19 protein-coding genes are annotated in these 22,437 nt (G+C 42.7%); 15 read left to right on the plus strand and 4 right to left on the minus strand.

What is annotated here, in order from left to right; genetic code table 11:
* The first annotated feature begins 3 nt into the window (after positions 1-3).
* Positions 4-873: a carbohydrate ABC transporter permease gene (locus MKX63_RS09365; protein WP_341016682.1), complete on the plus strand. Its 870-nt coding sequence runs from the start codon at positions 4-6 to the stop codon at positions 871-873.
* A gap of 58 nt (positions 874-931) precedes the next feature.
* Here MKX63_RS09365 and MKX63_RS09370 read toward each other — a convergent pair whose 3' ends face one another.
* The gene (locus MKX63_RS09370; protein ID WP_341016684.1) at positions 932-1,501 is read right to left on the minus strand and encodes a TetR/AcrR family transcriptional regulator; all 570 of its coding nucleotides are present in this window, start codon (positions 1,499-1,501) and stop codon (positions 932-934) included.
* Between the two features lie 164 nt (positions 1,502-1,665).
* Here MKX63_RS09370 and MKX63_RS09375 point away from each other — a divergent pair, with 164 nt between their 5' ends.
* From MKX63_RS09375 to MKX63_RS09395, 5 genes are all read left to right on the plus strand, one after another.
* Positions 1,666-2,625, plus strand: a complete 960-nt coding sequence (locus MKX63_RS09375) for a carotenoid biosynthesis protein (RefSeq protein WP_341016685.1) — start codon at positions 1,666-1,668, stop codon at positions 2,623-2,625.
* An 888-nt stretch (positions 2,626-3,513) separates the two neighbouring features.
* Positions 3,514-4,077, plus strand: a complete 564-nt coding sequence (locus MKX63_RS09380; protein ID WP_341016686.1) for an RNA polymerase sigma factor — start codon at positions 3,514-3,516, stop codon at positions 4,075-4,077.
* A 337-nt stretch (positions 4,078-4,414) separates the two neighbouring features.
* Positions 4,415-5,959, plus strand: coding sequence for a radical SAM/SPASM domain-containing protein (locus MKX63_RS09385; protein WP_341016687.1), 1,545 nt, complete (start codon positions 4,415-4,417; stop codon positions 5,957-5,959).
* Between the two features lie 70 nt (positions 5,960-6,029).
* Complete coding sequence (locus tag MKX63_RS09390) at positions 6,030-6,218, plus strand: hypothetical protein (protein ID WP_341016688.1); 189 nt, start codon at positions 6,030-6,032, stop codon at positions 6,216-6,218.
* Between the two features lie 330 nt (positions 6,219-6,548).
* Complete coding sequence (locus tag MKX63_RS09395; RefSeq protein ID WP_341016690.1) at positions 6,549-8,393, plus strand: ABC transporter ATP-binding protein; 1,845 nt, start codon at positions 6,549-6,551, stop codon at positions 8,391-8,393.
* Positions 8,394-8,428: 35 nt separating this feature from the next.
* On the opposite strand, the gene MKX63_RS09400 is transcribed toward MKX63_RS09395, so the two are convergent.
* Positions 8,429-8,782, minus strand: coding sequence for a BlaI/MecI/CopY family transcriptional regulator (locus tag MKX63_RS09400; RefSeq protein WP_341016691.1), 354 nt, complete (start codon positions 8,780-8,782; stop codon positions 8,429-8,431).
* A 337-nt stretch (positions 8,783-9,119) separates the two neighbouring features.
* On the opposite strand from MKX63_RS09400, the gene MKX63_RS09405 reads away from it, so the two are divergent.
* From MKX63_RS09405 to MKX63_RS09425, 5 genes are all read left to right on the plus strand, one after another.
* Positions 9,120-9,788, plus strand: coding sequence for a hypothetical protein (locus MKX63_RS09405; protein WP_341016692.1), 669 nt, complete (start codon positions 9,120-9,122; stop codon positions 9,786-9,788).
* Positions 9,778-10,641, plus strand: coding sequence for an ABC transporter ATP-binding protein (locus tag MKX63_RS09410; RefSeq protein ID WP_341016693.1), 864 nt, complete (start codon positions 9,778-9,780; stop codon positions 10,639-10,641). The genes MKX63_RS09405 and MKX63_RS09410 overlap by 11 nt, the downstream gene beginning before the upstream one ends.
* Positions 10,634-11,842, plus strand: a complete 1,209-nt coding sequence (locus MKX63_RS09415) for a hypothetical protein (protein WP_341016694.1) — start codon at positions 10,634-10,636, stop codon at positions 11,840-11,842. The genes MKX63_RS09410 and MKX63_RS09415 overlap by 8 nt, the downstream gene beginning before the upstream one ends.
* An 18-nt stretch (positions 11,843-11,860) precedes the next feature.
* Positions 11,861-13,006, plus strand: coding sequence for a hypothetical protein (locus MKX63_RS09420; RefSeq protein WP_341016695.1), 1,146 nt, complete (start codon positions 11,861-11,863; stop codon positions 13,004-13,006).
* A 71-nt stretch (positions 13,007-13,077) separates the two neighbouring features.
* On the plus strand, positions 13,078-14,232 hold the full coding sequence (locus MKX63_RS09425; protein ID WP_341016696.1) for a hypothetical protein: 1,155 nt from the start codon (positions 13,078-13,080) through the stop codon (positions 14,230-14,232).
* Positions 14,233-14,365: 133 nt separating this feature from the next.
* On the opposite strand, the gene MKX63_RS09430 is transcribed toward MKX63_RS09425, so the two are convergent.
* Complete coding sequence (locus MKX63_RS09430; RefSeq protein WP_341016698.1) at positions 14,366-15,286, minus strand: aldo/keto reductase; 921 nt, start codon at positions 15,284-15,286, stop codon at positions 14,366-14,368.
* Positions 15,287-15,440: 154 nt separating this feature from the next.
* Here MKX63_RS09430 and MKX63_RS09435 point away from each other — a divergent pair, with 154 nt between their 5' ends.
* Complete coding sequence (locus tag MKX63_RS09435; RefSeq protein WP_341016699.1) at positions 15,441-15,833, plus strand: MerR family transcriptional regulator; 393 nt, start codon at positions 15,441-15,443, stop codon at positions 15,831-15,833.
* 108 nt (positions 15,834-15,941) lie between these two features.
* The gene (locus MKX63_RS09440; RefSeq protein WP_341016700.1) at positions 15,942-19,022 is read left to right on the plus strand and encodes a glycoside hydrolase family 2 TIM barrel-domain containing protein; all 3,081 of its coding nucleotides are present in this window, start codon (positions 15,942-15,944) and stop codon (positions 19,020-19,022) included.
* A gap of 49 nt (positions 19,023-19,071) precedes the next feature.
* Here MKX63_RS09440 and MKX63_RS09445 read toward each other — a convergent pair whose 3' ends face one another.
* A complete protein-coding gene (locus MKX63_RS09445) occupies positions 19,072-19,953 on the minus strand; it encodes a helix-turn-helix transcriptional regulator (protein WP_341016701.1) in 882 nt (293 codons plus the stop codon).
* A gap of 573 nt (positions 19,954-20,526) precedes the next feature.
* On the opposite strand from MKX63_RS09445, the gene MKX63_RS09450 reads away from it, so the two are divergent.
* The gene (locus MKX63_RS09450) at positions 20,527-21,393 is read left to right on the plus strand and encodes an ABC transporter permease (protein ID WP_339314977.1); all 867 of its coding nucleotides are present in this window, start codon (positions 20,527-20,529) and stop codon (positions 21,391-21,393) included.
* Between the two features lie 36 nt (positions 21,394-21,429).
* Positions 21,430-22,323, plus strand: coding sequence for a carbohydrate ABC transporter permease (locus MKX63_RS09455; RefSeq protein ID WP_341016702.1), 894 nt, complete (start codon positions 21,430-21,432; stop codon positions 22,321-22,323).
* Positions 22,324-22,437 lie beyond the last annotated feature (114 nt).

Raw genomic sequence — 22,437 nt, forward strand, 5'->3', positions numbered from 1 at the left:
TCTATGCAATTGTCGGACCGGATTCTTGGTATTATCGTATATGCTCTGTTGACGGTTCTTGTGGTTGTTACCCTGTATCCGCTAATGTATGTCCTGTTTGCTTCCTTTAGCGAAGGGGATAGGCTTATGGCAAGCGGCAGCCTGCTGTGGAAGCCGGCCGGATTCAGTATACTGGCCTATGAGCGAGCGCTTGCCAATCCGGCGATTTGGACGGGGTACGGGAATACAATCAAGCTTGTTGCCGGCGGTATCGTTCTTAATTTAACCATGACGATTGTGGCGGCCTATGTGCTTTCGCGGCGTCTGGTGCTGTGGAATAAGCTGTTCATGCAATTCGTTGTAGTGACGATGTTCTTTAACGCAGGCCTGATTCCGTTCTATCTTGTGGTAAAAGGGATGGGGCTTATGAATACTCTGGGGGCGCTGCTCCTTCCGTTTGCAATCAATACGTTCCATCTGATTATTCTGCGCACCGCCTTTCTGTCGCTTCCCGCCGAGCTTGAGGAGTCGGCCCAGATCGACGGCGCTAACCATCTGACGCTGCTGCTCAACATCGTGCTGCCTTTGTCCTTGCCGGTCATTAGCGTTATTGTACTGTATACGGCAGCAGACAAATGGAATATGTGGTTTATTCCTTCCGTGTTCATTCAGGAGCGTACGCTGTATCCGCTGCAGCTCGTCCTGCGCGAGATTCTCCTCAATAACGCCACGGATAATATTTCGTACGGGGCGGGCGTAGGAGAGGCCGCGAAAATTGGCGAAACGATCAAATATGCAACCATCGTGATCTCTACGGTACCTGTTCTGGTCATCTATCCCTTTCTGCAGAAGTATTTTGTAAAAGGCGCCCTGGTGGGAGCTATTAAGGGATAAAGCAGTAAGAGTGTAGAATAGCGGCCCTCAACAATGAGCGGCCGCTTATTTTAATAGATTATGAATTTTCGGCATAAAATGCTTTTGATACGGCCTCAGTCGCTTTATCAATAAAAGCCGCAACCTTACTCGGGTTTTCCTTGAGACCACTGCTCACCCACTTTTTAATAATGGCTATGCTGCCATGAGCGGTGAACGTATACCAGGACTCAAATAATTGGGGATCAAAATATTTTAATTCCTGCTTCCAGCGCTCAATGGTTAGATCGTGACTGATATACAGGATTCTTTCTAATAATTCTTTATCGCCATGCTCGGAGAATAGAACCTCACATATCGTTTTATTCGCTTTTATATACTTACATAATTCATAAGATAGCTTCTGAGGGTTGGACGAACTCATCCCGACCTGCTTAATGTCTTCGTAAAGCTCATTTTCAATCGTTGAAAGAAGCTCAAACTGATTCGCATAGTGTGAATAAAAGGTGTTGCGGTTAATCCCTGCTTCGCAGCAAATGTCGGTCACGGTAACTTTGTTGATAGAGCGTTCTGTCAACAGCTTCAACAAGCTTTCTTTGATCACCATTTTTGTATATCTCACTCTGTGATCTGTTTTTTTGTCTGACATCGTATCCTCCCAATTTAAAATAATAAAATAGTAAATGAACAAATCTAATATGATTTGTATGATAACTAACATAATCCAAACGAACAGTCTGTTGTTTTACTAACACGGTGATATTATAATTTATTTGAACGTTCGATTCAAATTAAATTAATTGGAGGAACAATATGGGTGAACTAACTGTCGTACCTGTATGGATAATTCAAGATATTACCGTCTTAATTGCTGCTATTCTAATGTTTTTTTATATCCTTGATAAGGAAACGCATCCCAAAACGGTTCTATTGCAATTTATAGGTTTTGTGTTTTTTTACGCCGCCGTTTTTGAAATTACGGCTTCATCGCTTGGGGAAGGCTTCTACGCTTATGGCCGGAGTATGTTAATGTTATTTAATATACCGATTACGGTACCTATTATTGAGTTCCTGATCATTTATTCCACCTTGCGTGTTCTAAAGTCTGTTAATATACCGTCCTGGACGAAGCCCTTTATTACGGGATTAAGCGCTATGGTGTTTGACTTTTCACTCGACCCGGTGGCTGTTAAACAGATTTTTGAGACCATGGATGGAACCATTGCAAGATGGACGTATTATCCGCTGGCCGGTGAACCTCAAATCTATGGGGAACCGGTGATGAATTTTACAGGATGGATTTATATAGCGGGGTATTGGACAGTCTTTATTCTAATTGGGGAATGGTGGCATAAAAAGAAAGGCTACAGTAAATCCGTGGGTTACATCTATCCGTTTCTGGCGGCCATTGCGTCATTGGCTTGTATGTTCTCACCTTTATCTAACTTCTTTAACTATATGGGGCCGTTCTTCGAAAGAACCTCTAATATGCAATGGGTGATGTTGATTGCACTTTCTGTCATTACCATCGGAGTTTTAGCATTAACCTTCATAAAGTTCTGGGACCGGAAGGCTAATTATTCAATCACGCCCAAAAAAGATTTTCCGATCATGTTTACTTTCGTAGGATTCCCGCTGGTTAATACTATATTTTGCCTCATAGGAGGTTTCACGGAAGTCTTGTGGCTGGTCGTTCTGGCTCAAATTGTATTATTGTTAGCCTGGATTGGAATTTATAGGATGGGTAAAAAAGCAAGTCCAATCACGAGGTAGTAAAAAAACACCGCCAGCTTTAGCCGAAAAGGTCTAAAGTCTGGCGGTGTTTTTTGAGACTTCTGTAACTAACGGTTGCTGAGAAGGAAGGGCAATAATTTAATAAACAGTAATTACATAATTACTGGGGCCAGTCTGATATGTGGCGCCGGTTATCTCAATGTTACAAGTTGAACCGGCTGAATTATAATGTCACATACATAGAGTCCGAATTGCTGCGACATAGGGGGAATCTTCCTGAACCAGTAAAGTTAATGTACGATGGATAATGATTGGCTCCTGGGCTGTTAACAGTTAGTTGAAATCCCCGGGCGTAAGGACTGCTATTAGTGATTTTGAATGACTCTGTTGCTCCAGGGGCCAATGTACGATAAGAACTGTAGCCCGAATCTATTTGAGTAAAGGACGCGGCGGTCACGATCTTAGCCGATGTATTCTCAGATTCAGTAGCTGCATTAACATTTGACGGGATCAACAGTGAACCAATCATCGGATTCAAATTATGACAAAATAACACGGAATGTAATAAATGAGTACATATTAAGATAGAATTAGTGGATACAAAAAAACTCGCAAGAACCTTGAATTTACAAGGATTTTTGCGAGTTTTAGCATTTTATAGTAAGTCTAGTTTCCACTTCAGCAATGTCCCGCAAGCGGTTACGTGAAAATAAAGATACTACAAGTTCTATGGCTTACGTATTCGGAGTCTTCTCTCAGCTGCTTGCCGGTTTCATCGGACTCTCATCTTCACATTCACCATATTTTAACTATTTTAAAGCTGATGCTGTATTAGTAGCATCCAGTGAAACATATGTCACTTACAAAATAAGGAGTTAAATTATAATTATGTATTATAATGTAAGTGAAAGGGAGGCGGAATTATTCATGTTCTTCACTATCCTATCGACTTTTGAAGTTAATGAGGATGTTGTATTTCTAACTGAACTATATGATAAGTATTATTCTATAATGAAAAAGAAGGCTTATGAGATCTTGCGGAACTATCATGTTGTCGATGATATGATACAGGAGTCCTTCGTCCGATTAATCAGTAAAGCTACATTATTGCGTTCCCTGGAACCGTATAAACAAGTTTCCTATCTGGTTCATACAGTACATAATACTACTATTAATCATGCGAAGCAGCGAAAGGGGTATCTGAATCATATCTATGCGGGAATAACCGTTGAAAGTTTAGAACAAATTGCAGACAAGCAACCCAGCATTGAGGAGATGTATAGCCTCAAGGAGGATTATAGAGAGATTGCCAAGGTACTCAGTGAGTTATCAGAACGGGATCAGACGTTATTGTATAACAAGTATATTCTTGAATGGAGTGATCACGAGCTTGCTGCTTCTATGAATGTCCAAGCGGTTAATATTAGATCCTATTTGACCAGAGCCAGGCGCAGAGCAATGAAGCTTCTTCTTAAGAAGGTTGAAGGGTAGTATGAAGAAACATTTATATCGTGGTAGCACACACAACAAAAGTAAATAGTATGACTCTAGAGATTAAGAATTCGATCCCAGTTTAGCAAAAAAGAGCAGCGCTTATGCTGCTCTTTTTTGGTTTAGACTGTTGCAAGTTCCTATGCGAATTTGTCTATTAAAGTATGGGGCTCAGTTTTTGTCATATCAAGCAAAGTATTCGCCTACTAAACTTTACAAGCCAAATGAGTTAAGAAAGAAAATTATTATATGTCAAAAAAATAATTTGTTGATATTTTTTTAATTTGTCATTATAATAATATTCAATAGTTGTATTTTAATGGTAGGAGGGAATGGGATGGATACATATAAAGATAACTTCGAGAACTTTTCAGAGCTTTTTAATTACATCCAAGAATACAAAAAAGAGAAACCAGCACAAACAGCACTTTCTATGGGGAAGATATTTTCAGAACATAACTTTTATTACTTCTACGATAGTGGTACAAGTAAGGTTGTGATGCTTGACAATGATATAGCTCAGTTATTTGAATTGTTAATTTCCTCTACTAAAAGTTTAGATGAATTAAATCAATATATTTATGCTCACAACGTTAATGTAGACGAATTAATGACTTCAATTAATGAGGAGGACTTATTCAAAGGGTTCAAAATTAAACACTTATATAATGACATATCCCTAGAGTATATAAAAAAAGAAATGAATACAGGTACAACACAACTCATTTTAGAATTAACTGGTAAATGCAACATGCGTTGCCGCTATTGCATTTACCATGATGGGTATCCTCATAATCGGGCTTTTACTTCAAAAAGAATGTCATCTGATACGGCGCTTAAATCTATTGATTACATGAAACTTTATGGGGATCAGCAGGAGGTTTCTATTACTTTTTATGGCGGAGAGCCGTTACTTGAATTCGAGCTATTAAAAGAAGTTATTGAATACTCAAAGGTTGCTTTAGCGGGCAGGACTATACAATTTTCTTTTACTACTAACTTGTCTGTATTAACCCCCAAAATGGCTGAATATTTTGCTACCGTTGATAATTTATCTATTCTTTGCAGCATTGATGGTCCCAAAGAAATACATGATATGTATCGGGTTTATAAGAGTGGCACTGGCTCATTTGATGACGTTTTCAAGAAATTCAAATTATTAAATAGCGTAGCCAGAAAAAATGGCAAGAAAATGCACATAAGTGCAAATGCGGTGTACATGCCTCCCTATAGCGTCGAAAAGGTTTCTCAAATAGATGAATTTTTTACAAATTTAGATTTTACTCATGAAGATTTTCGATATCAATTAGGCTATGCCGGTCCTGGCACTGTGCCGGAAGAATTGCTTAAAAGCTCTGATTATAATGATCAATCGTTACGTCAATGGCAGGATAAGCAACTCAGTATTACAAGCAATTTGGAAGAGCTTAAAGAACAAACTATTTTTAATTCACTTGATAGAATTCATAAAAGAAGCGTAACCAAAAGAGCTACTAATTTTGTGCCAATGAATGGTTGTTGTGTTGTTGGATCCCGACGGTTATTTGTTTCTGCAGATGGCGATTTTCTTGCATGTGAAAGAATAGGAAACAGTCCTTCAATAGGAGATATAAATCAAGGGATTATTGAGGAAAAGATTTATAATAAATACGTTTATGAATTTTCCGAAGTTTGGGAAAATATTTGCTCTGATTGTTGGGCCGCTAAACTTTGTAGTAGTTGTTATGTAGATAGAATGGATTCTTCGGGCGTCAGGGAACCTGACCTTGCAGAGTGTGAATATTATAGAAGTACAACAGAACGTAGTTTAAAGAATTATCACAACTTACTTAGGACATCACCGGAACAGTTAGCAATCTTTAATGACGATGTTCTTTTATAACAATTGATTTCTCGGTTTAATTGTTCTCATTTAAACCTGGATAAATACATAAATGAAAGGAGGTGAGAATATGCTGAAAATTATGAATCCATATCAACAGCAAGCTATTGACAATGAGAGTATCGCTTTTCGTGCACCATGTGTATGTAACTCTAAATTAAATAACCAAGCAGCTACTAAGGTTTCAGGAACTGGTTGTCAATGCTCTTGCATCGGTTCTGTGAATGAAGCGGCTAACCAAGACGCAGCAAGAAACTAGTTTTAGAAACCAGCAGTATGTGTAATTCTCAATTAACGAACTATTCAGTAACTAAAATTTTAGCACTTGACTAAACATGCTCTTGCGCCGGTTCTGTAAAAAACACGTAGAACTTCGACGAGGCAAGAAACTAAGTGCATAATACAACAGTGTCTTCGTCAGAAATGGGCGAAGACATTGTTGTATTCAAATCTAAGGTTGTTCAACTAGAGTTGCTACCCATCGGTAGGCTAGGAGCTATGTCGAATATAATAAAATAACCTTATTATTCTTCAGGGTGTAGTCACGTCCTTAGTACTTAGAACACAATGAATACTGGAGGATAATCAGATGAAGAAACTCAACAATTTTAGACACGTTATTAACTACTTGGCTATTATGAAAACTGCTCTAGGTGTTTTATTCGCTTCTTCAAGAAAATACTTCATATTAATTTTAGTTTTAAGTTCTGTTATGGCTTTACCTGATATCATAAACTTAATTGTATGGCAGCATATCATAGATCAAATAGGTTCTCTTTTAATAAATAATAACAAAGATTATATGATCGTAATATATCTATTCCTTCTTCATTTCATTATTGTACTACTAAAATTGATACTTAATAAAACTACAAATTATGTAAAGGAAATTTATACTGTATTAGTTGATAAGTATATAACAAATAAAACTATTGAAATTGTAAATAGCATGGAAATGCAAGATTTTGAAGATCCGGGGCTACATAATGACATCCAAAAAACAAATGATGAGTCCACAGTGAGAAGTATAGGCATCTTGAATAACATTATTGAGATTATCATGAATATAACTATATTCGTTGGGACAATAAGTATATTGGCATCGTACCAGGTAAGTATAGTGATTATCATCATACTATCAATAGTCCCAAGTACAATAATTAATTTAAAATCTATGTCAAAGTTATTTGAAGTATATGATAAACGGTATGAAAAAATCAGATACTATGGTTCTTTGAAGGAAATGATAGTTACATATGAAAATTTCAAAGAAATGAAGTTGTTTTCCAATATATCTTTTATACAGAATATTATTAATAATATTTTTGAACAGATCATTGAGCAAGATAAAAATGTAAAAAGAGCTTTGACTATAAAATCTACCTTAGGCGATTCTATTCAACATTTACTTACATATTTATTGAAAATAATCATAGTTGTGAATGGTGTTATAAGTAAACTGTCAATCGGTGTTATTATAATGAGCATTGAAACTGCTACTAAGCTGCAAAATGCTTTGATCAATTTAATAAGCTGTACTTTGACTCTATATGAAAATTGTTTGTATTTGTTGAGTTTTGAAAGGTTAAACAAATTAAAATCAACAAAAAACGAGGAGGTTAGGGAGGATTTAATAAAGGATTTCGTCGTGGATTCAATTGAGTTTATAGGAGTTTATTTTAAATATCCAAGCTCATGTCACTATATTTTAGAAGATATAAATTTGACATTGAAAAAGGGATTTGATTATGCAGTGGTCGGATATAACGGAAGCGGTAAAACTACGTTGATCAAGCTCATTTTAGGGTTGTATGCACCAACAAAAGGCGAGATATTAATCAATGGCATTAATAGAACTTTGTATGACAAAGAAGCGTATTTCGAAAAAATGAGTGCAATGTTTCAGGATTTTGTGAAGTTTCCGCTTTCAATAAGAGAAAATATTGGGATTTCCATGGTTGAAAATATTAACAATATGCCAGTTATAATAGAAGCTTCAGTCTTAGGTCAAGCACATGATTTTATTAATGAATTGAATAGAAAGTTTGATACGAATTTATTAATTGGATGGGAGAATAGTGAAGATATTTCGACAGGACAATGGCAAAGACTGGCTATCTCAAGAAGTTTCGTCCGGGAAGCAGATGTTATGGTATTTGATGAACCGACAGCAGCACTAGATGCTAAGACAGAAGGGGAAGTCTTTAAAAGTATGGTGAACAAAAAAACAGATAGGATTAATATAATTATTACTCATAGATTCACTAATATAAAAAATATTGATCAAATAATTGTTATACACAAAGGCAAAGTAGACGCTGTGGGTGATCATAATTTGCTAATGAGCAATAATAAAATATACGCAGAGCTGTATGACATTCAAGCAGACAACTATAAAGGATTCATTAAAGAGCCTGCTATTGCAGGAGAGTAGTTGAAAGGGGGAACTTTGCAGCATATCATTAATGACTATGTCAACTCTTTGAAACATTCTATCTCATTATTTGCTTTAAAATGTTCTATAAAGCTCGATACTGAAAAGTTATTAGCATTTATTTTTAGAATTTGCAATTGGTATGCAGCAAATTGTTCTGCACTTATGACAGGCTTATAGCTTCTTGTTAGTACGGTACCACTATATACAATGTCAGCAATTTCAATATACTCCTTTTTCAATAAATTCCGAACCGCTGCTTGAACAGTATTAATACCCAATCCATCCCCTTTATCTGCGATGGCAGATGCGGTCATATTTCCACCATCTCGCCAAAAAACAAACATTACATCTTGTTCTTTTTGACTGATTCTTGGTAGTTTTTTCATATCATTCACCCTTTATATAGTAGATTGTGCTTATTATAATTGCTAAATTAAAATATATCAATCTAAAAATAGTGACATCATATTTTTTTAATCTTAAAATTTGTTGGATTATATTATTTAAGAAAAATTTAAGATCTACACACCTAGATTTTTAAGTTGTTGAGTCTATACTGATACCAGTATTAGGTATAAAATGGAAATGAAGAAAGGGGAATGTGGTCCGCTATATAACAGCAAACCCAATGCAGTAAGAATATCAGGTTTGGCAATTATTCTTCTCGGATTGTACTCGGAGTGTTTAAATGTAGGATCACATGTTAAAGACGGAGGTGTCTTAGTGAAAAAAATCTTAATGATTGTATTAACTATAACCATTTTGATTGGAGGAAGCCTCTACTTTCAAAATCAAAGTAGCTACTCAGAATATGCAAGCTTACAGGATGATAAAACCATCCCGGAGGAGTTAATTACCGTAGATAATAATCCGAAGTTTGAAACGACAAAGAATGAGAATCCGGGCAATGAGAAACATCCGGAGAATGCAAAGGTAAATAATAAAAGGACTTTTGAGGATATTGCCTTGGACAAACGTCTTGATGAAGTGAGGAAAAAAAATGAAAGAACTTATCGGGAGCAAGGAAGAAAAGAGTCAGCATTTAGACCGACAATAGAAGTTCCGCATCTTTCTATTGAGGATGTAATAGGAATCTACAAAACTGTTGATGCGTACATGAGGAAAAATGCAGATCGGTTTCCCGAACCAGCGGACGATGGCACCAGGGGAAACACGGATGATCCGAGAATTCAAAATATTCTATATGCAGGAGAAAAATCAGGTATCATAGCAGGATTCGAAAATGAAAATCTGGTAGCTTGGGAAGTGAAAAAACTGAACGGAGAATATACCAACCTCCTGTTAGGGAGAAAGTCTGCGGGAGAGGAATGGAAAGTTCTCTTGGAAGGAGACGTATATCAATTGAGAGAGGAGATTAGCGATGGAAATTAAAGCGGAGAATTTAACAAGAACTTTTGGATTAAAACGGGCAAACGATGAACTGAATTTTACATTGCCTGAAGGCGTGTATGGGCTTTTGGGAGATAATGGGGCAGGGAAGAGCACCCTGATGAGAATTCTAGTGGCAATCGACCATCAAACTAGTGGCAAGGTTACCTTTAACGGCAAAGACATTTTTCATATGAACGATGAATACCGGAATCTTGTGGGATATATTCCTCAGGATTTCGAGGTGTATCCCGCATTTACGGCATCAGAATATCTGGAATATATGGGGGCACTGAAAGGTCTGTCAAAAAAGGAACTGAAGCACAAAGTTCCAGAGGTACTACAGTTTGTTAACCTAGAGAAGGTTGCTAATAAAAAGGTCAAAACTTTTTCCGGAGGGATGAAAAGGCGGGTGGGCATTGCCCAAGCCATAATTAACGATCCGAAGATATTAATTTTTGACGAGCCTACCGCTGGGCTTGACCCCAATGAGCGAATCCGTTTTTCAAACATCATAAGCGAAATGGGGCAGGATAAGATCATTTTGTTTTCTACCCACATTATTTCGGACATTGAAGCAATCACCACCAATGTGATCATCCTAAATCAGGGCAAAATTAAAGAGCAAGGTAATGTGCAAAAGATGTTATCGGGGATTAAAGGGAAAGTGTTCACCGCGGAGATGGACAGAGAGCGGCTCGCCTCCTTTAAAAAGGAACACCTTGTCGTACGGATCCGTCAGGAAGAGAACGTTGTCAATGTACGTTACTTGGGAAAAATGGAATATGGCGCAATTGAATGCGAACCCACGCTGGAAGATTACTACATCTACTTAGGGAGTGGAAGCCATGCGTAATTTCATTCCTCTAGAACTGAAAAAAATGCGAAATAAAAGTACGCTGATTATCAGCCTGCTTTTTCTCATAATTATTCTGATTCCCTGGATACAAACGGCCAAAAGCATCGATGTCTTGGATGATGAGGGAACCATACATAGCGGTATTGGAGGCTGGAAAATTTTGAGGGAGCGCACGGTTGAGGGTACAATGACGCTGGATTACTTATTAAAAATGAAGCAAAACTACGAACACAGCGTAGACAAACCTTATATTGAGGGCACAGTGGATACAGACCGTAAGCTGGGAAAAAGATTGACCTTCCCTCACGACGCGCTGAACTGGGAACTGAACTTTCCATATATAAAATACCGTACGCTCGATAACAGCTTGAATTTAAAGGATAAGCAGCTCGCCAATTATTATGTGGATTGGAAGGGCAGCTTTACCGAATATTTATCCACTGAACAAAATCTATTTCCTTATACAGACAAACAAATCGAAATCATATCCCAAAAAATGCAAAAAGTACACACCCCATTTATATTCAAATACGATAGTGGCTGGGAGTACCTGAAAATAGGTCTATTAAATACAATCTATCTGTTCTTTATGTTCTTGGCCTTTATTCTATGCGAGGGATTCTCCAAAAACAGCAGCAAAGGAATTGACAAAGTAATATTATCCACTAAGGAGAGCAGGGGGAAGTTGCTCAGCTATAAGCTTGGTTCCGCCTGTGTGTTTTCTACGATAGCCTATTTTGTATATATTGCGATTGTACTGTTGTTTATTACTGCAGTGTATACGCTGCACGGCTGGGACTCTTCGGTTCAAATCGGAACAACTACATTTTATTCCATTAATCAGCTTCAAGAGGGGTTACTTTATATTTTAATGGGATACTTTTCCACACTTGTCGTGACGCATCTTATCCTGTTCTTATCTGTGGTTTTTAAAAGAGGGAAAATGGTATTAGCACTTTCATTGATTTATTTCTATCTCGTCAATACTTATCAAATGGGGAGGGGGGCGCTGATTGAAAAAGTGATGATCTTCATGCCCCAGAATTTTATCAATAATCTTCTAGGCATAGAAAAATTATATTTTGTGGGTAATACTGTGTTTCCCTATGTTTTTGTCGCCCTGTTTCTGGGCATTGTGTACATTCTCTTATCTCGAATCGCTATCTCTATCTGGATGAGAAGATATTATTTACAGTAGAGGAAGGTAGGTGAAATCATGAGCTATTTATCAAAATTGAACAGAAGTAAAATCCTAAATATTAATGTATTCGGTTTTTTGTTGGCTTTGTTTCTGATACTTACTTTTTACAATCTAGGCACCATCAAATCAGGTTATTTAAATCAGGCAAGATATGAGGTAACAGATGGGACGGAATACCGGTATATCTATCAACCGCAGGTGTTGGATGAAGTTGAGATTAATAAAATCTTGAATAAATACAGAGAACTAAGCCTACCAGAAGACAGAAATAAAGCAGATGTTGCAGATTTGCCAGCCTTGGATATGATTATCCAGGTATATGGCTGGGACTGGACTGGAATACGGGATGTTTCAGCAGAACAATTCAATCAGGATAGGGCAGACATCATCAGAAGTGCAAAGAAGGAAGCGGGGAGCTCTGGGGAAGGAAGTAGCAATGGGATTTTTGCAGCAACTTCTCTCTCCGAACCTATCCGGATGGGTTATAGCGAGGGGTGGAAGAACGTTAACTCTGGAATGAGTCAGTGTGTTTTCATTGTCCTGGTTCTAATTTCCATTATACTGGTTCCAATTTTTAATGAGGATGAGAACCTGGGCGTGGACGGACTGGTGAATTCCACGAAGTTTGGGAAACGTAAGCTGAGTAGAATACGAATTATCAACGCCTTCCAACTCTCTTTATTGCTTTATCTGGTGGGGGTGGCGATTTACGTTACGCCTATATTCTTCATGTATGGTCTGCAAGGAGCAGATTTGCCTATACAAAGTAACCCACAATTTTTTTTATCAATGGTTGAGGTCAATTATTTCGAGCAGTTTTTGATCAACCTGGTCATTGGTTATGTGGCAATCTCCTTGATGACAGGGATAACCTTATTGATCAGCATATTAGTCACACAGGTTTATACTGGCTACGCCCTGTTATTGTTCACAATAGCCATATCTTATGCCGTTCAGATGAGCGATGTTTTCTTTCTGAAACATTACATGGGTAACTTTCTACCCATGCAGATAGCCGAGTTCAACAGCTATTATACAAGTTTTGAATCCTATGGGGGTATTTCAACAATCATTGCCGTTCCTTCCATTACTGTTGCAGTTTTATTCTTACTCCTACTATTTTTGCAAAGACGGTTTAATAAAATGAGTTTTACTTCTTAGAGTGAGCATTATGCATAGTTAAAATCACATCAAGGAAAAAATGAATTGAGAGTTCAGAAAGAAGGTAGTGGATGTATTCATTTTTTATTTTATGCGAAGCGGGATCAGAAAAAGATGGCATTAGCAAAAACGGTTTAGCTCACGTTCTAGAGCACTTTGTTATACTGGCGATGCTCAAAGATTTTTTCCCAGAGAGAAAAAGCAATTTGAGAGGACAAACAAGTTACTGTTATTGCTTGTATAGCTGGAGCAATGCGAATTACCAAGTCGGGTTAAACCTTATTCTTGAATTTGAAAATTATGTGATGAAGATATTAAATGATAAAAATGAATATTATGACTTAATGTTAATGGCAATTAGAGAGGTCGAGGAAGAGATACTATCAAAACACAATGAAGCGACAAAGATCAATGTAATGATTCATTCTTTAAATAATGATATTTTTTCTCGTCCCATAGGCCTACTTGAGGACGTTAAAGGTTTGAACATTGACCAATTATTTGATACTTTAAGCAGTACTTATGTATCAGAAAATTTAAGATATTTCATTTTTGATCATGAAAAAAATGAATTTGTTTTTTGTGACTTGCCTCAAAAAACAAAGCGAAGAGGTAGTGAAGAAAAGCAGGAATTCCATGACAAAGAGTTGGAACGGATAACAACTAATTCAAATATAGATCTTCAAATATTAAAAGTATTTGGTAATAGTAATAAAAAAGCTGCACTTTCTAGCGCTTTTTTCTCTAGGATTTTTAACAAAGAACAAACGATTCTCAATGAATTGTACATGATAAGTATTTGCAAATTATTAGATAAAGCTTATGGTGTCAAAAATAACTGTAAATTTGAAGTTATATTCTTTAGTAATGAAGATTCTACTAAAATTTACTATATATTTGAATTAATGAGCAGCAATGATATTTTCGAGACTCCAAATAAGATAACGCTAAATTTGGAACAAATCATAAATCTTATGCTTGAAAATGTGAATTTCTATGAGTTAAAAGAAGAGTTAAGGATAAATGTACACAGTAATAGTTTTGGTCCAATAAGTCGAAGTGAATGCGAAGCAGAGATATTGAATATAGTGTACTTTAATAATTTTCAAGTAATAAAAGATTACGAGGATTTTGTTGATATTTTAAGTAATGTTACGATTGATAAATTTAAGAGATTCTTGTATGTTGCGTTAGGAGAGATAGATGATTTAATGATTTTTGAATAATTACAATTTACACCTAGATGTCTGTGACAAGACTATTATGATATAAAAAATTTTTGCATGTGATAAAAGAACCCGCAAACCCTCTATACTAAGAGGTTTGCGGGTTTTGTCATACAAAAAGTTAAGGTTTTCCTTAAGGCAGCACATTCCCGGCTGCGCGGTAAATCTCGTACCATTCCTCGCGGCTGAGGGTGATGTCAGAGGCCTTAGCGATGTCGAGCAGGCGGGCGGTGTTGGTGGTGCCGACAATCGGCTGCATTTTGGCCGGGTGTCTAAGCAGCCAGGCGATGGCAATCGCAGTATCGGCTACTCCTTTATCCCCGGCGATACGGTTAATGACTTCGTTCACCTTAGGGAACTTCTCGTTGCCCAGGAATACGCCCTCGAAGAAGCCGTACTGGAACGGCGACCATGGCTGGATGGTCATATCGTGCAGGCGGCTGTACTCCAGGATACCGCCATCGTGGACTACGGAACCGGCATTCGTCATGTTGACGTTGAAGCCAGCATCAATCATTCCGGTTACCATAATGCTGAGCTGAAGCTGGTTGAACAGGAGGGGCTGCTTGACGTTTTTTTTCAGCAGCTCAATCTGCAGCGGGTTCTGGTTACTGACGCCAAAATGCTTGACCAGACCTCTGCGCTCCAGATTATCGAAGGCTTCGGCTACTTCCTCCGGCTCCATCAAGGTGTCGGGACGGTGCAGGAGAAGGACATCTACATAATCAGTCTGCAGCCGCTTCAGGCTGTTCTCTACTGAACTGACAATATGCTCCTTGGAGAAGTCGAAGAAGCCGTTGCGGATGCCGCATTTGGCCTGAATCATCAGCCGTTTGCGCATGCCGGGATTTGCAGCCAGAACGTGGCCGAATACTTCCTCTGCCTGACCGCCGGCATAAATATCCGCATGGTCAAAAAAGTCTATGCCCACTTCAAGGGCGCTGTGGATATGGACCTCAGCCTCTTGGGGCGATAAATCGGCAATCCGCATACAACCCAGAGAAATCTCGGAGACGTCAAGTGTGCCGTTCGCGACGTTAATTCTTTTTACCATTAATATTTCACTCCTTAAATGAAAGGTTCTGAGTTAAGCTTAGACCTTAGAGTTAGGTGTAAGTCAATAGATTGATAGAGTAGTTGTTCATCGCATCCGATTGGTGTACGTTATAAGGGAAACCAACGCTTGCTGACAGAGAGGAGCTGCACAGATGGGCTACAGCATCAAAACCATAGCACAAAAAAGCGGACTAAGCCAATATACGCTGCGTTACTATGAGCGGGAGGGAGTGTTGCCGGTTGTGGGCAGGGATGCCAACGGCAACCGCTGCTTCAATGACGAGGATCTGGAGCTGATCTCTTTAATCTGCTGCCTGAAGGATACCGGCATGGCTATCGCCGACATTAAGCAATTCATTGCGCTCTCGCAGGAAGGCAGGGACCGTCTGCCCGATCAGCGCAAGCTGCTGCAGGAGCATAAACAGCATATCGATGAGAAGATTAAGTTCTTTCAGAGCTTTGCCCGGAAGATTGATCATAAGATTGCTTATTTCGCCTCACTAGAGAATGAAGCGACAGCCTCCGGAAATCATAAAATCACCTGAAAAGTCAGTTATCTGCACCGAAGTTGTGATCCGCTACTTGGAGCCGGGGCCAACTTTGGGTAGAATAAGGACCAGATTCACTTCAAGAAGATGAAGGAGGACAAGATGATGTCTGGCAATGAACCAAGTCTGGATTGGCTAAGCGATGTATCTGTATTTAAGGTGAACCGGTTGGAAGCGCATTCGGACCACCGCTATTATAGAACGATGGAGGAAGCGGAGCGGCAAGGAGCGATGGCGCTGCGCCGTTCTCTGAACGGAGACTGGAAATTCAGTTATGCGGTGAATGCGGAAGCCCGTGTGCAGGATTTCTATAAGGCTAATTACGATACCAGGGGCTGGGGAGATATTCAGGTACCGGGCCATATCCAGCTTCAGGGATACGGCAGGCCGCAATATGCCAACACCATGTACCCGTGGGATGGCCTGGATGCTGTACGCCCGCCAGACATTCCGGTGAGCAGCAATACGGTGGGCAGTTATGTGAAGATGTTCGAGGTTCCGGCAGAGTGGAAGAAGGGGCCTGTGTTTATTTCTTTTCAGGGCGTAGAGGCGGCTTGTTATGTCTGGTTAAATGGACACTTCGTCGGCTACAGCGAAGATAGCTTCACTCCTGCCGAGTTCGAGCTGACGCCTTATCTGCAGGAAGGAGCCAACAAGCTGGCGGTTGAGGTGTATCAGCGCTGTACGGGGAGCTGGCTGGAGGATCAGGATTTCTGGCGGTTCTCGGGGATTTTTCGCGAGGTGTATTTGTATACGGTCCCTGAGCTGCATGTGCAGGATTTGCGAATTCAGGCGGGGCTGGATGCTTCCTATGAGCAAGGCAAGTTAACGGCTGAGCTTCGCATGGCGTCAGAGGCCGAAGCTGTGATCCGAATGGAGCTGAAGGATGCGGAAGGCGTTGTGGTGGCAAAAGCAGAAGGACAGGCTGTGGCGGGCAAGGCGGCTCTAAGTATAGATGCAGGCAAGGTGTTCCTGTGGAGCGCGGAGAATCCGTACCTGTATAACGTCTGTATCTCTGTGTGTAATGGCGAAGGGGAACTGGTGGAGGCGATTGTGCAGCGGGCCGGGTTCCGCACGTTCGAGCTGAAGGACAAGCTGATGCTGCTGAACGGCAAACGGATCATGTTCAAAGGCGTCAACCGCCACGAGTTCAACCCCCGCACGGGCCGGAACATCTCCCGGGAAGATATGATTAAGGATATCATCATCCTGAAGCAGAACAATATCAATGCGGTGCGGACCTCGCATTATCCGAATCAGACACTCTGGTATGAGTTGTGTGATGAATACGGGGTGTATGTGATTGATGAGATGAATCTGGAATCCCATGGCTCGTGGCAGAAAATGGGCGCCGTTGAGCCGTCCTGGAACGTTCCGGGGGATAAGCCGGAATGGGAGGGGATTGTCATGGACCGGGCAGTATCGATGCTGGAGCGCGATAAAAACCATCCGTCGATCCTGATCTGGTCCTGCGGCAATGAATCGTATGCGGGCGAGGTCATTCTGAAGGTGTCCCATTACTTCCGCAAGGCTGATCCGGGACGGCTGGTGCATTATGAAGGAGTCTTCCATAACCGCAAATATAATGACAGCAGTGATATGGAGAGCCGGATGTATGCCAAGCCTGCAGATATTATAGAATATTTGGAGAATCAGCCGGAGAAGCCATATATCAGCTGTGAGTACATGCATGCTATGGGCAATTCGGTAGGGGGACTCCATAAATATATCGAGCTGGAGAGCCGTTATCCGTTGTATCAGGGAGGCTTCATCTGGGATTACATCGATCAGGCGCTGGTAGCCAAGAACCGTTACGGTGAAGAGTATCTGGCGTATGGCGGAGATTTCGATGACCGGCCGACGGACTACAGCTTCTGCGGCAACGGGATTGTGTTCGCTGACCGGACGATCACGCCGAAGATGCAGGAGGTGAAGTTCCTCTACCAGAATCTCCGGCTTGTTCCTGAACGGGATGCGGTGACAGTGGTCAACGGGAATCTGTTCGAGGGGACGGGGCGGCTGCTGCTGGAGTTCCGGTTATTGAAAGAGGGACGGGAGATTTTCAAGGGGCAGAAGGAGCTTGCGGTTGCGGCTCAGGAAGAGGCGAGAATTACGTTAGAATTGCCAGATGTGTCAGCAGTTCCAGGGGAGTACACTTTGGCTGTAGGTCTGGTGCTGAAGGAAGCCGAGCTATGGGCGGAGCGGGGGTTCGAGACTGCTTATGGAGAGCATGTCTTCCGGGTTGAAGCAGCTCGCGCAGAAGCGGCCGGGGCAAAAGCAGGCGGAGAAACGGCGCTGTTGCCTGCGGCAGCGGAGTTCCGCGTGATTGAAGGGGATGTGAACATCGGGGTCACCGGGCGCGGCTTCTCCGCCTTGTTCTCCAAGCAGGCAGGCTCCCTGGTATCGCTCTGTTACGGGGGGCGCGAGATGATTGCGACTCCGCCGGCTCCATTGTTCTGGCGGGCAACGACTGACAATGACAAGGGGACCGCGCTGGGGTACCATGCCGGCGGCTGGTTTGCAGCCAGTCTGACCCGCCAGTGCACGGCGGTCAGACTGCAAGCGGAAGCAGACCGGGCTACGGTCAGCTTCGATTATGCCTTCAGCATCAGCAGTGAGCTGAAGGCAAGTATTCAGTACACGGTTCATGCCGATGGCAGCGTCCGTGTACGCATGGTCTACACCGGGGCAGACGGCCTGCCGGATGTTCCGGTTGTGGCGGTAGCCTTCCGGATGTCGGCAGACTACGAGGCCTCCGAGTGGTATGCCCGCGGACCGGAAGAGAACTACAGTGACCGCGCCTATGGAGCGCGGCTCACCCGCTTCCGGCGTAAGGTGACGGAGCTGCCGTCACCGTATCTGGTGCCGCAGGAATCCGGCAACCGGACGGGCGTCCGTGAGGTGAGCATCACGGACAGCCGGGGGTATGGGCTGCAGGTTCAGGCGGCTGCAGGCCAGCCGCTGGAATGTACGCTGTCACCGTATACAGCGTTCGAGCTGGAGCAGGCAGCACATGCTTATGAGCTGCCTAAGGTGCACTACACGGTTGTCACCCTCGCGGCACAGCAGATGGGTGTGGGCGGGGATGACAGCTGGGGAGCGCCGGTGCATCCGGAATACCGGATCGCAGCTAATCAGCAGCTGGAATTCGAGTTCACACTGACGGCGGCATTGCCGGAGGTGTAAGAATCATATAGAAACAGGCCATCAGCGTATGCTTCGCTGATGGCCTGTTTCATGAGAAGCGTTGCCGGTACTCCCGCGGCGACAACCCCTCCAGCTTCATGAAGGTGGAACTGAAGTAGGAGGATTGGTTGAAGCCCACCTCTTCGGCAATCCGGGCAATCGGGAAGCTGGTCTGCATCAGCAGCAGCTTGCTCTGCCCGATACGGTAGCGGAGCAGATACTCCATGGGTGAACAGCCATATACCTTGTTCATGCAGCGGGCAATATAGACCGGATGGAAGTTGAGGCTGTCTCCCAGCATGGCGGTTGTAATCTCTTCACGGTAGTGGGTGCGGAGATAGGAGGCGGCCTGCTCGGCACATAGGGTGGTTTGGGAGCTGCGGTGCTCCGGGTTCACAGAAGCGGCCAGCTGCTGCAGGAGATCCTGGAAGAGGAGCTGCTGCCGGAAGCGGACGGCTTCAAGGTGGGCGGTGGCCTGCAATTGTGTGAGCTGCTCCAATACCCCGTAAGCTCTGTCCGGCAGAAGTAAGTTAACAAACTGGGATAACACCAAATTGAAGGAGCTGATATCGAATAGAGAAGCAGCAAGCTCTCCTGTAGTCTCGTTGGGGTTGCCGGAAGCGGACCCTGCTGCGGATAAGGAAGGCAGGTCATGGAAGGTCTGGAAGTGAAGCCAATGATAGGCCGTCTCCTCCCTGCAGCCTTCGGTTCCAAAGTGGTGACAGTCGGGGCGCAGAATCAAGGCATCGCCTGCCTTCACGGTGAACCGCTGCTCCTCCTCGCCAAGATACAGGCAGCCCTGCTGGACAATGAGCAAATCAAATACCTTGATCTGCTGGCGGCTCCGGTGCTTATAGCCGGGCTGGCAGTAATTGAGGCCGCTGGCTATATAATGCGGCAGGGGAGGGATGCGGAACAGAAGCGGGTTCATGGGCTGGCCTCCTGAAGAAAAGTTTGGATATTGAAAGTTTAGGTTGGAGAATTAGTACATTTTCCAGAGTATATCATCTATAATTTATTACAGGCAAGTTTAAATCGTAAGGCTATGGATAGGTCCTGCGCGACCTCCCGAATTCCCCCGGATTCTTCTCCTTAAGGAGTACTCCGGGGGCTTATTTGCGTTGAACCTGCGATTTCTGCACAAATGTATGATAAGTGCACAGTGCGGTTAGCTGTAAAGTACAGGAATATCCCGAAGCTTCACTGTTCAGTCGCAGGAGGCTTCTTCTATACTCAGGTCATACAAGTCATACACTTGGACTTAACGAAGCTATAGGGGCCATCAAGGACGTAGGCTTCGGACCAAGTGACGCGGCAACTTATCTATAGGCATAGGAGAGTGAAGGCTTTGAGACACCGCAAACGCAAGACCGGTATGCCGCTTGTCGCCCAGTTTCCCCTGAAGGGAACAAGCGGGCTGTCCCCGCAGCTTGACTCCGGTACCCGTAAGAAAAGGAAGAAGGGCTTCGTGCATGAGCTGGTCCATAACCGGATTCTGTTCCTGATGCTGCTGCCTACGCTATTGTTCTTTCTAATTAATTCGTATTTTCCGATGGTCGGGGTCTATTATGCATTCACGCAGTTTGATTTCAATTCCGGGCTGTTCGACGCTCCGTTCGTGGGGCTGAAGAATTTTGAATTTCTCTGGAAGTCCGGCACGCTGGTGAAGCTGACGCTCAATACGATCGGCTACAATCTGGCGTTTATTTTACTCGGGAATGTGCTGGCGATTATCTGTGCGATTCTGCTTAGCGAGCTGCGGGTGAAGTGGTTCAAGAAGCTGACCCAGTCGGTCATGTTCCTGCCGTACTTCGTATCGTTCGTTATCTTAAGCGTTATCGTCTACAATGTGTTCAATTATGATAACGGTTTCCTCAACACGCTACTGACGCAATTCGGGGCGAATCCTGTGGATGTCTATAATAATCCGGTCATCTGGATTTTCCTGATTATTCTCTTTTATCTCTGGAAAAATCTCGGCTACAGCATGGTCATCTACCTGGCCTCCATCACGGGCATCAGCGAGGAATATTATGAAGCGGCCAAAATTGACGGTGCCCACATTTTTCAGCGGATCTGGTATATCACGGTGCCGATGCTGAAATCGACCTTTGTCATGCTGCTGCTGTTCTCTCTGGGGAGTATTATGAAGGGGCAGTTTGACCTCTTTTACCAGCTGATTGGCAATAACGGGGTGCTGTACAATACAACGGATATTCTGGATACGTACGTGTTCCGCTCGCTCAAGGTGACCTTCGATGTCGGGATGGCTACGGCGGCCGGCCTGTATCAATCGCTGTTCGGCTTCATCCTGATTATGACGGTCAACTATATCATCCGTAAAATAAATGACGATTACGCCTTGTTCTAGGTTGTGCGGAACCTGCTGCGGAAGGAGAGAAAGAGCATGCAAATCAAAGACGACTCGTACACCAGGCTATTGCAGGGAGTAGCTTATACGGTAATTATACTGGGCTCCTTAGCCTGTTTGATTCCGTTCCTGCTGATTATTTCAGCATCCTTGACGGCTAATGAGTCCATCATTAAGGACGGTTATCATTTCATCCCGGCGCAGTTCTCGCTGGAGGGCTATAAGACAGTATTTACTTTTCCTGATGAGGTGCTGCGGGCGTATGGGGTGACGCTGTTCACTACGGTGATTGGTACGACGCTGGGATTGTTCTTCATGACGATGGCCGGTTATGTGCTGGCCCGCAAGGATTTCAAATACCGCAATACCTTCTCGTTCTATATTTACTTCACGACCCTGTTCGGCGGGGGGCTGGTGCCCTGGTACATTATGATTACCAAGTATCTGCATCTGACCGATTCTTATGGGGCGTTGATTTTTCCCGGCTTGATGACGCCGTTCCTGATTATTCTGATGAAGAATTTCATCCGCTCGGCGGTGCCGGAGGAGCTGTTCGAATCGGCCAAGATTGACGGGGCGGGGGATTTCAAAATATACTGGCGCATTGTGCTGCAGCTCTCGATGCCCGGGATTGCTACGGTAGGACTCTTCCTTGCGCTGGCCTACTGGAACGACTGGTTCTCCTCGTCGCTGTTCATCAATGATCCGCATAAGTATCAGCTGCAGTTCCATTTGTATAATGTCATCAATTCGGCCTCCTTCATCGCCAATATGGGCGCGGGTACCGGGGTCAGCTTAGGCAGTGATCTGCCTACAGAATCCACCAAGATGGCGATGGCCATTGTGGTCACGGGGCCGATTCTGTTCCTGTATCCGTTCATCCAGCGTTATTTCGTGAAGGGACTGACAATCGGAGCGGTCAAAGGTTAGAACCGTGTGGCAGATTGTACCTTTACCGTACAGCTGCTATATCGGCTAACATAGAGTCACACACAAGGGCGGTATGCTTCCGGGGAGAGAACAGCACGAGGGGCATCAGGAATC

Origin of the sequence: Paenibacillus sp. FSL R7-0179 (assembly GCF_038002265.1) — a bacterium.
GTDB lineage: Bacteria > Bacillota > Bacilli > Paenibacillales > Paenibacillaceae > Paenibacillus_AQ.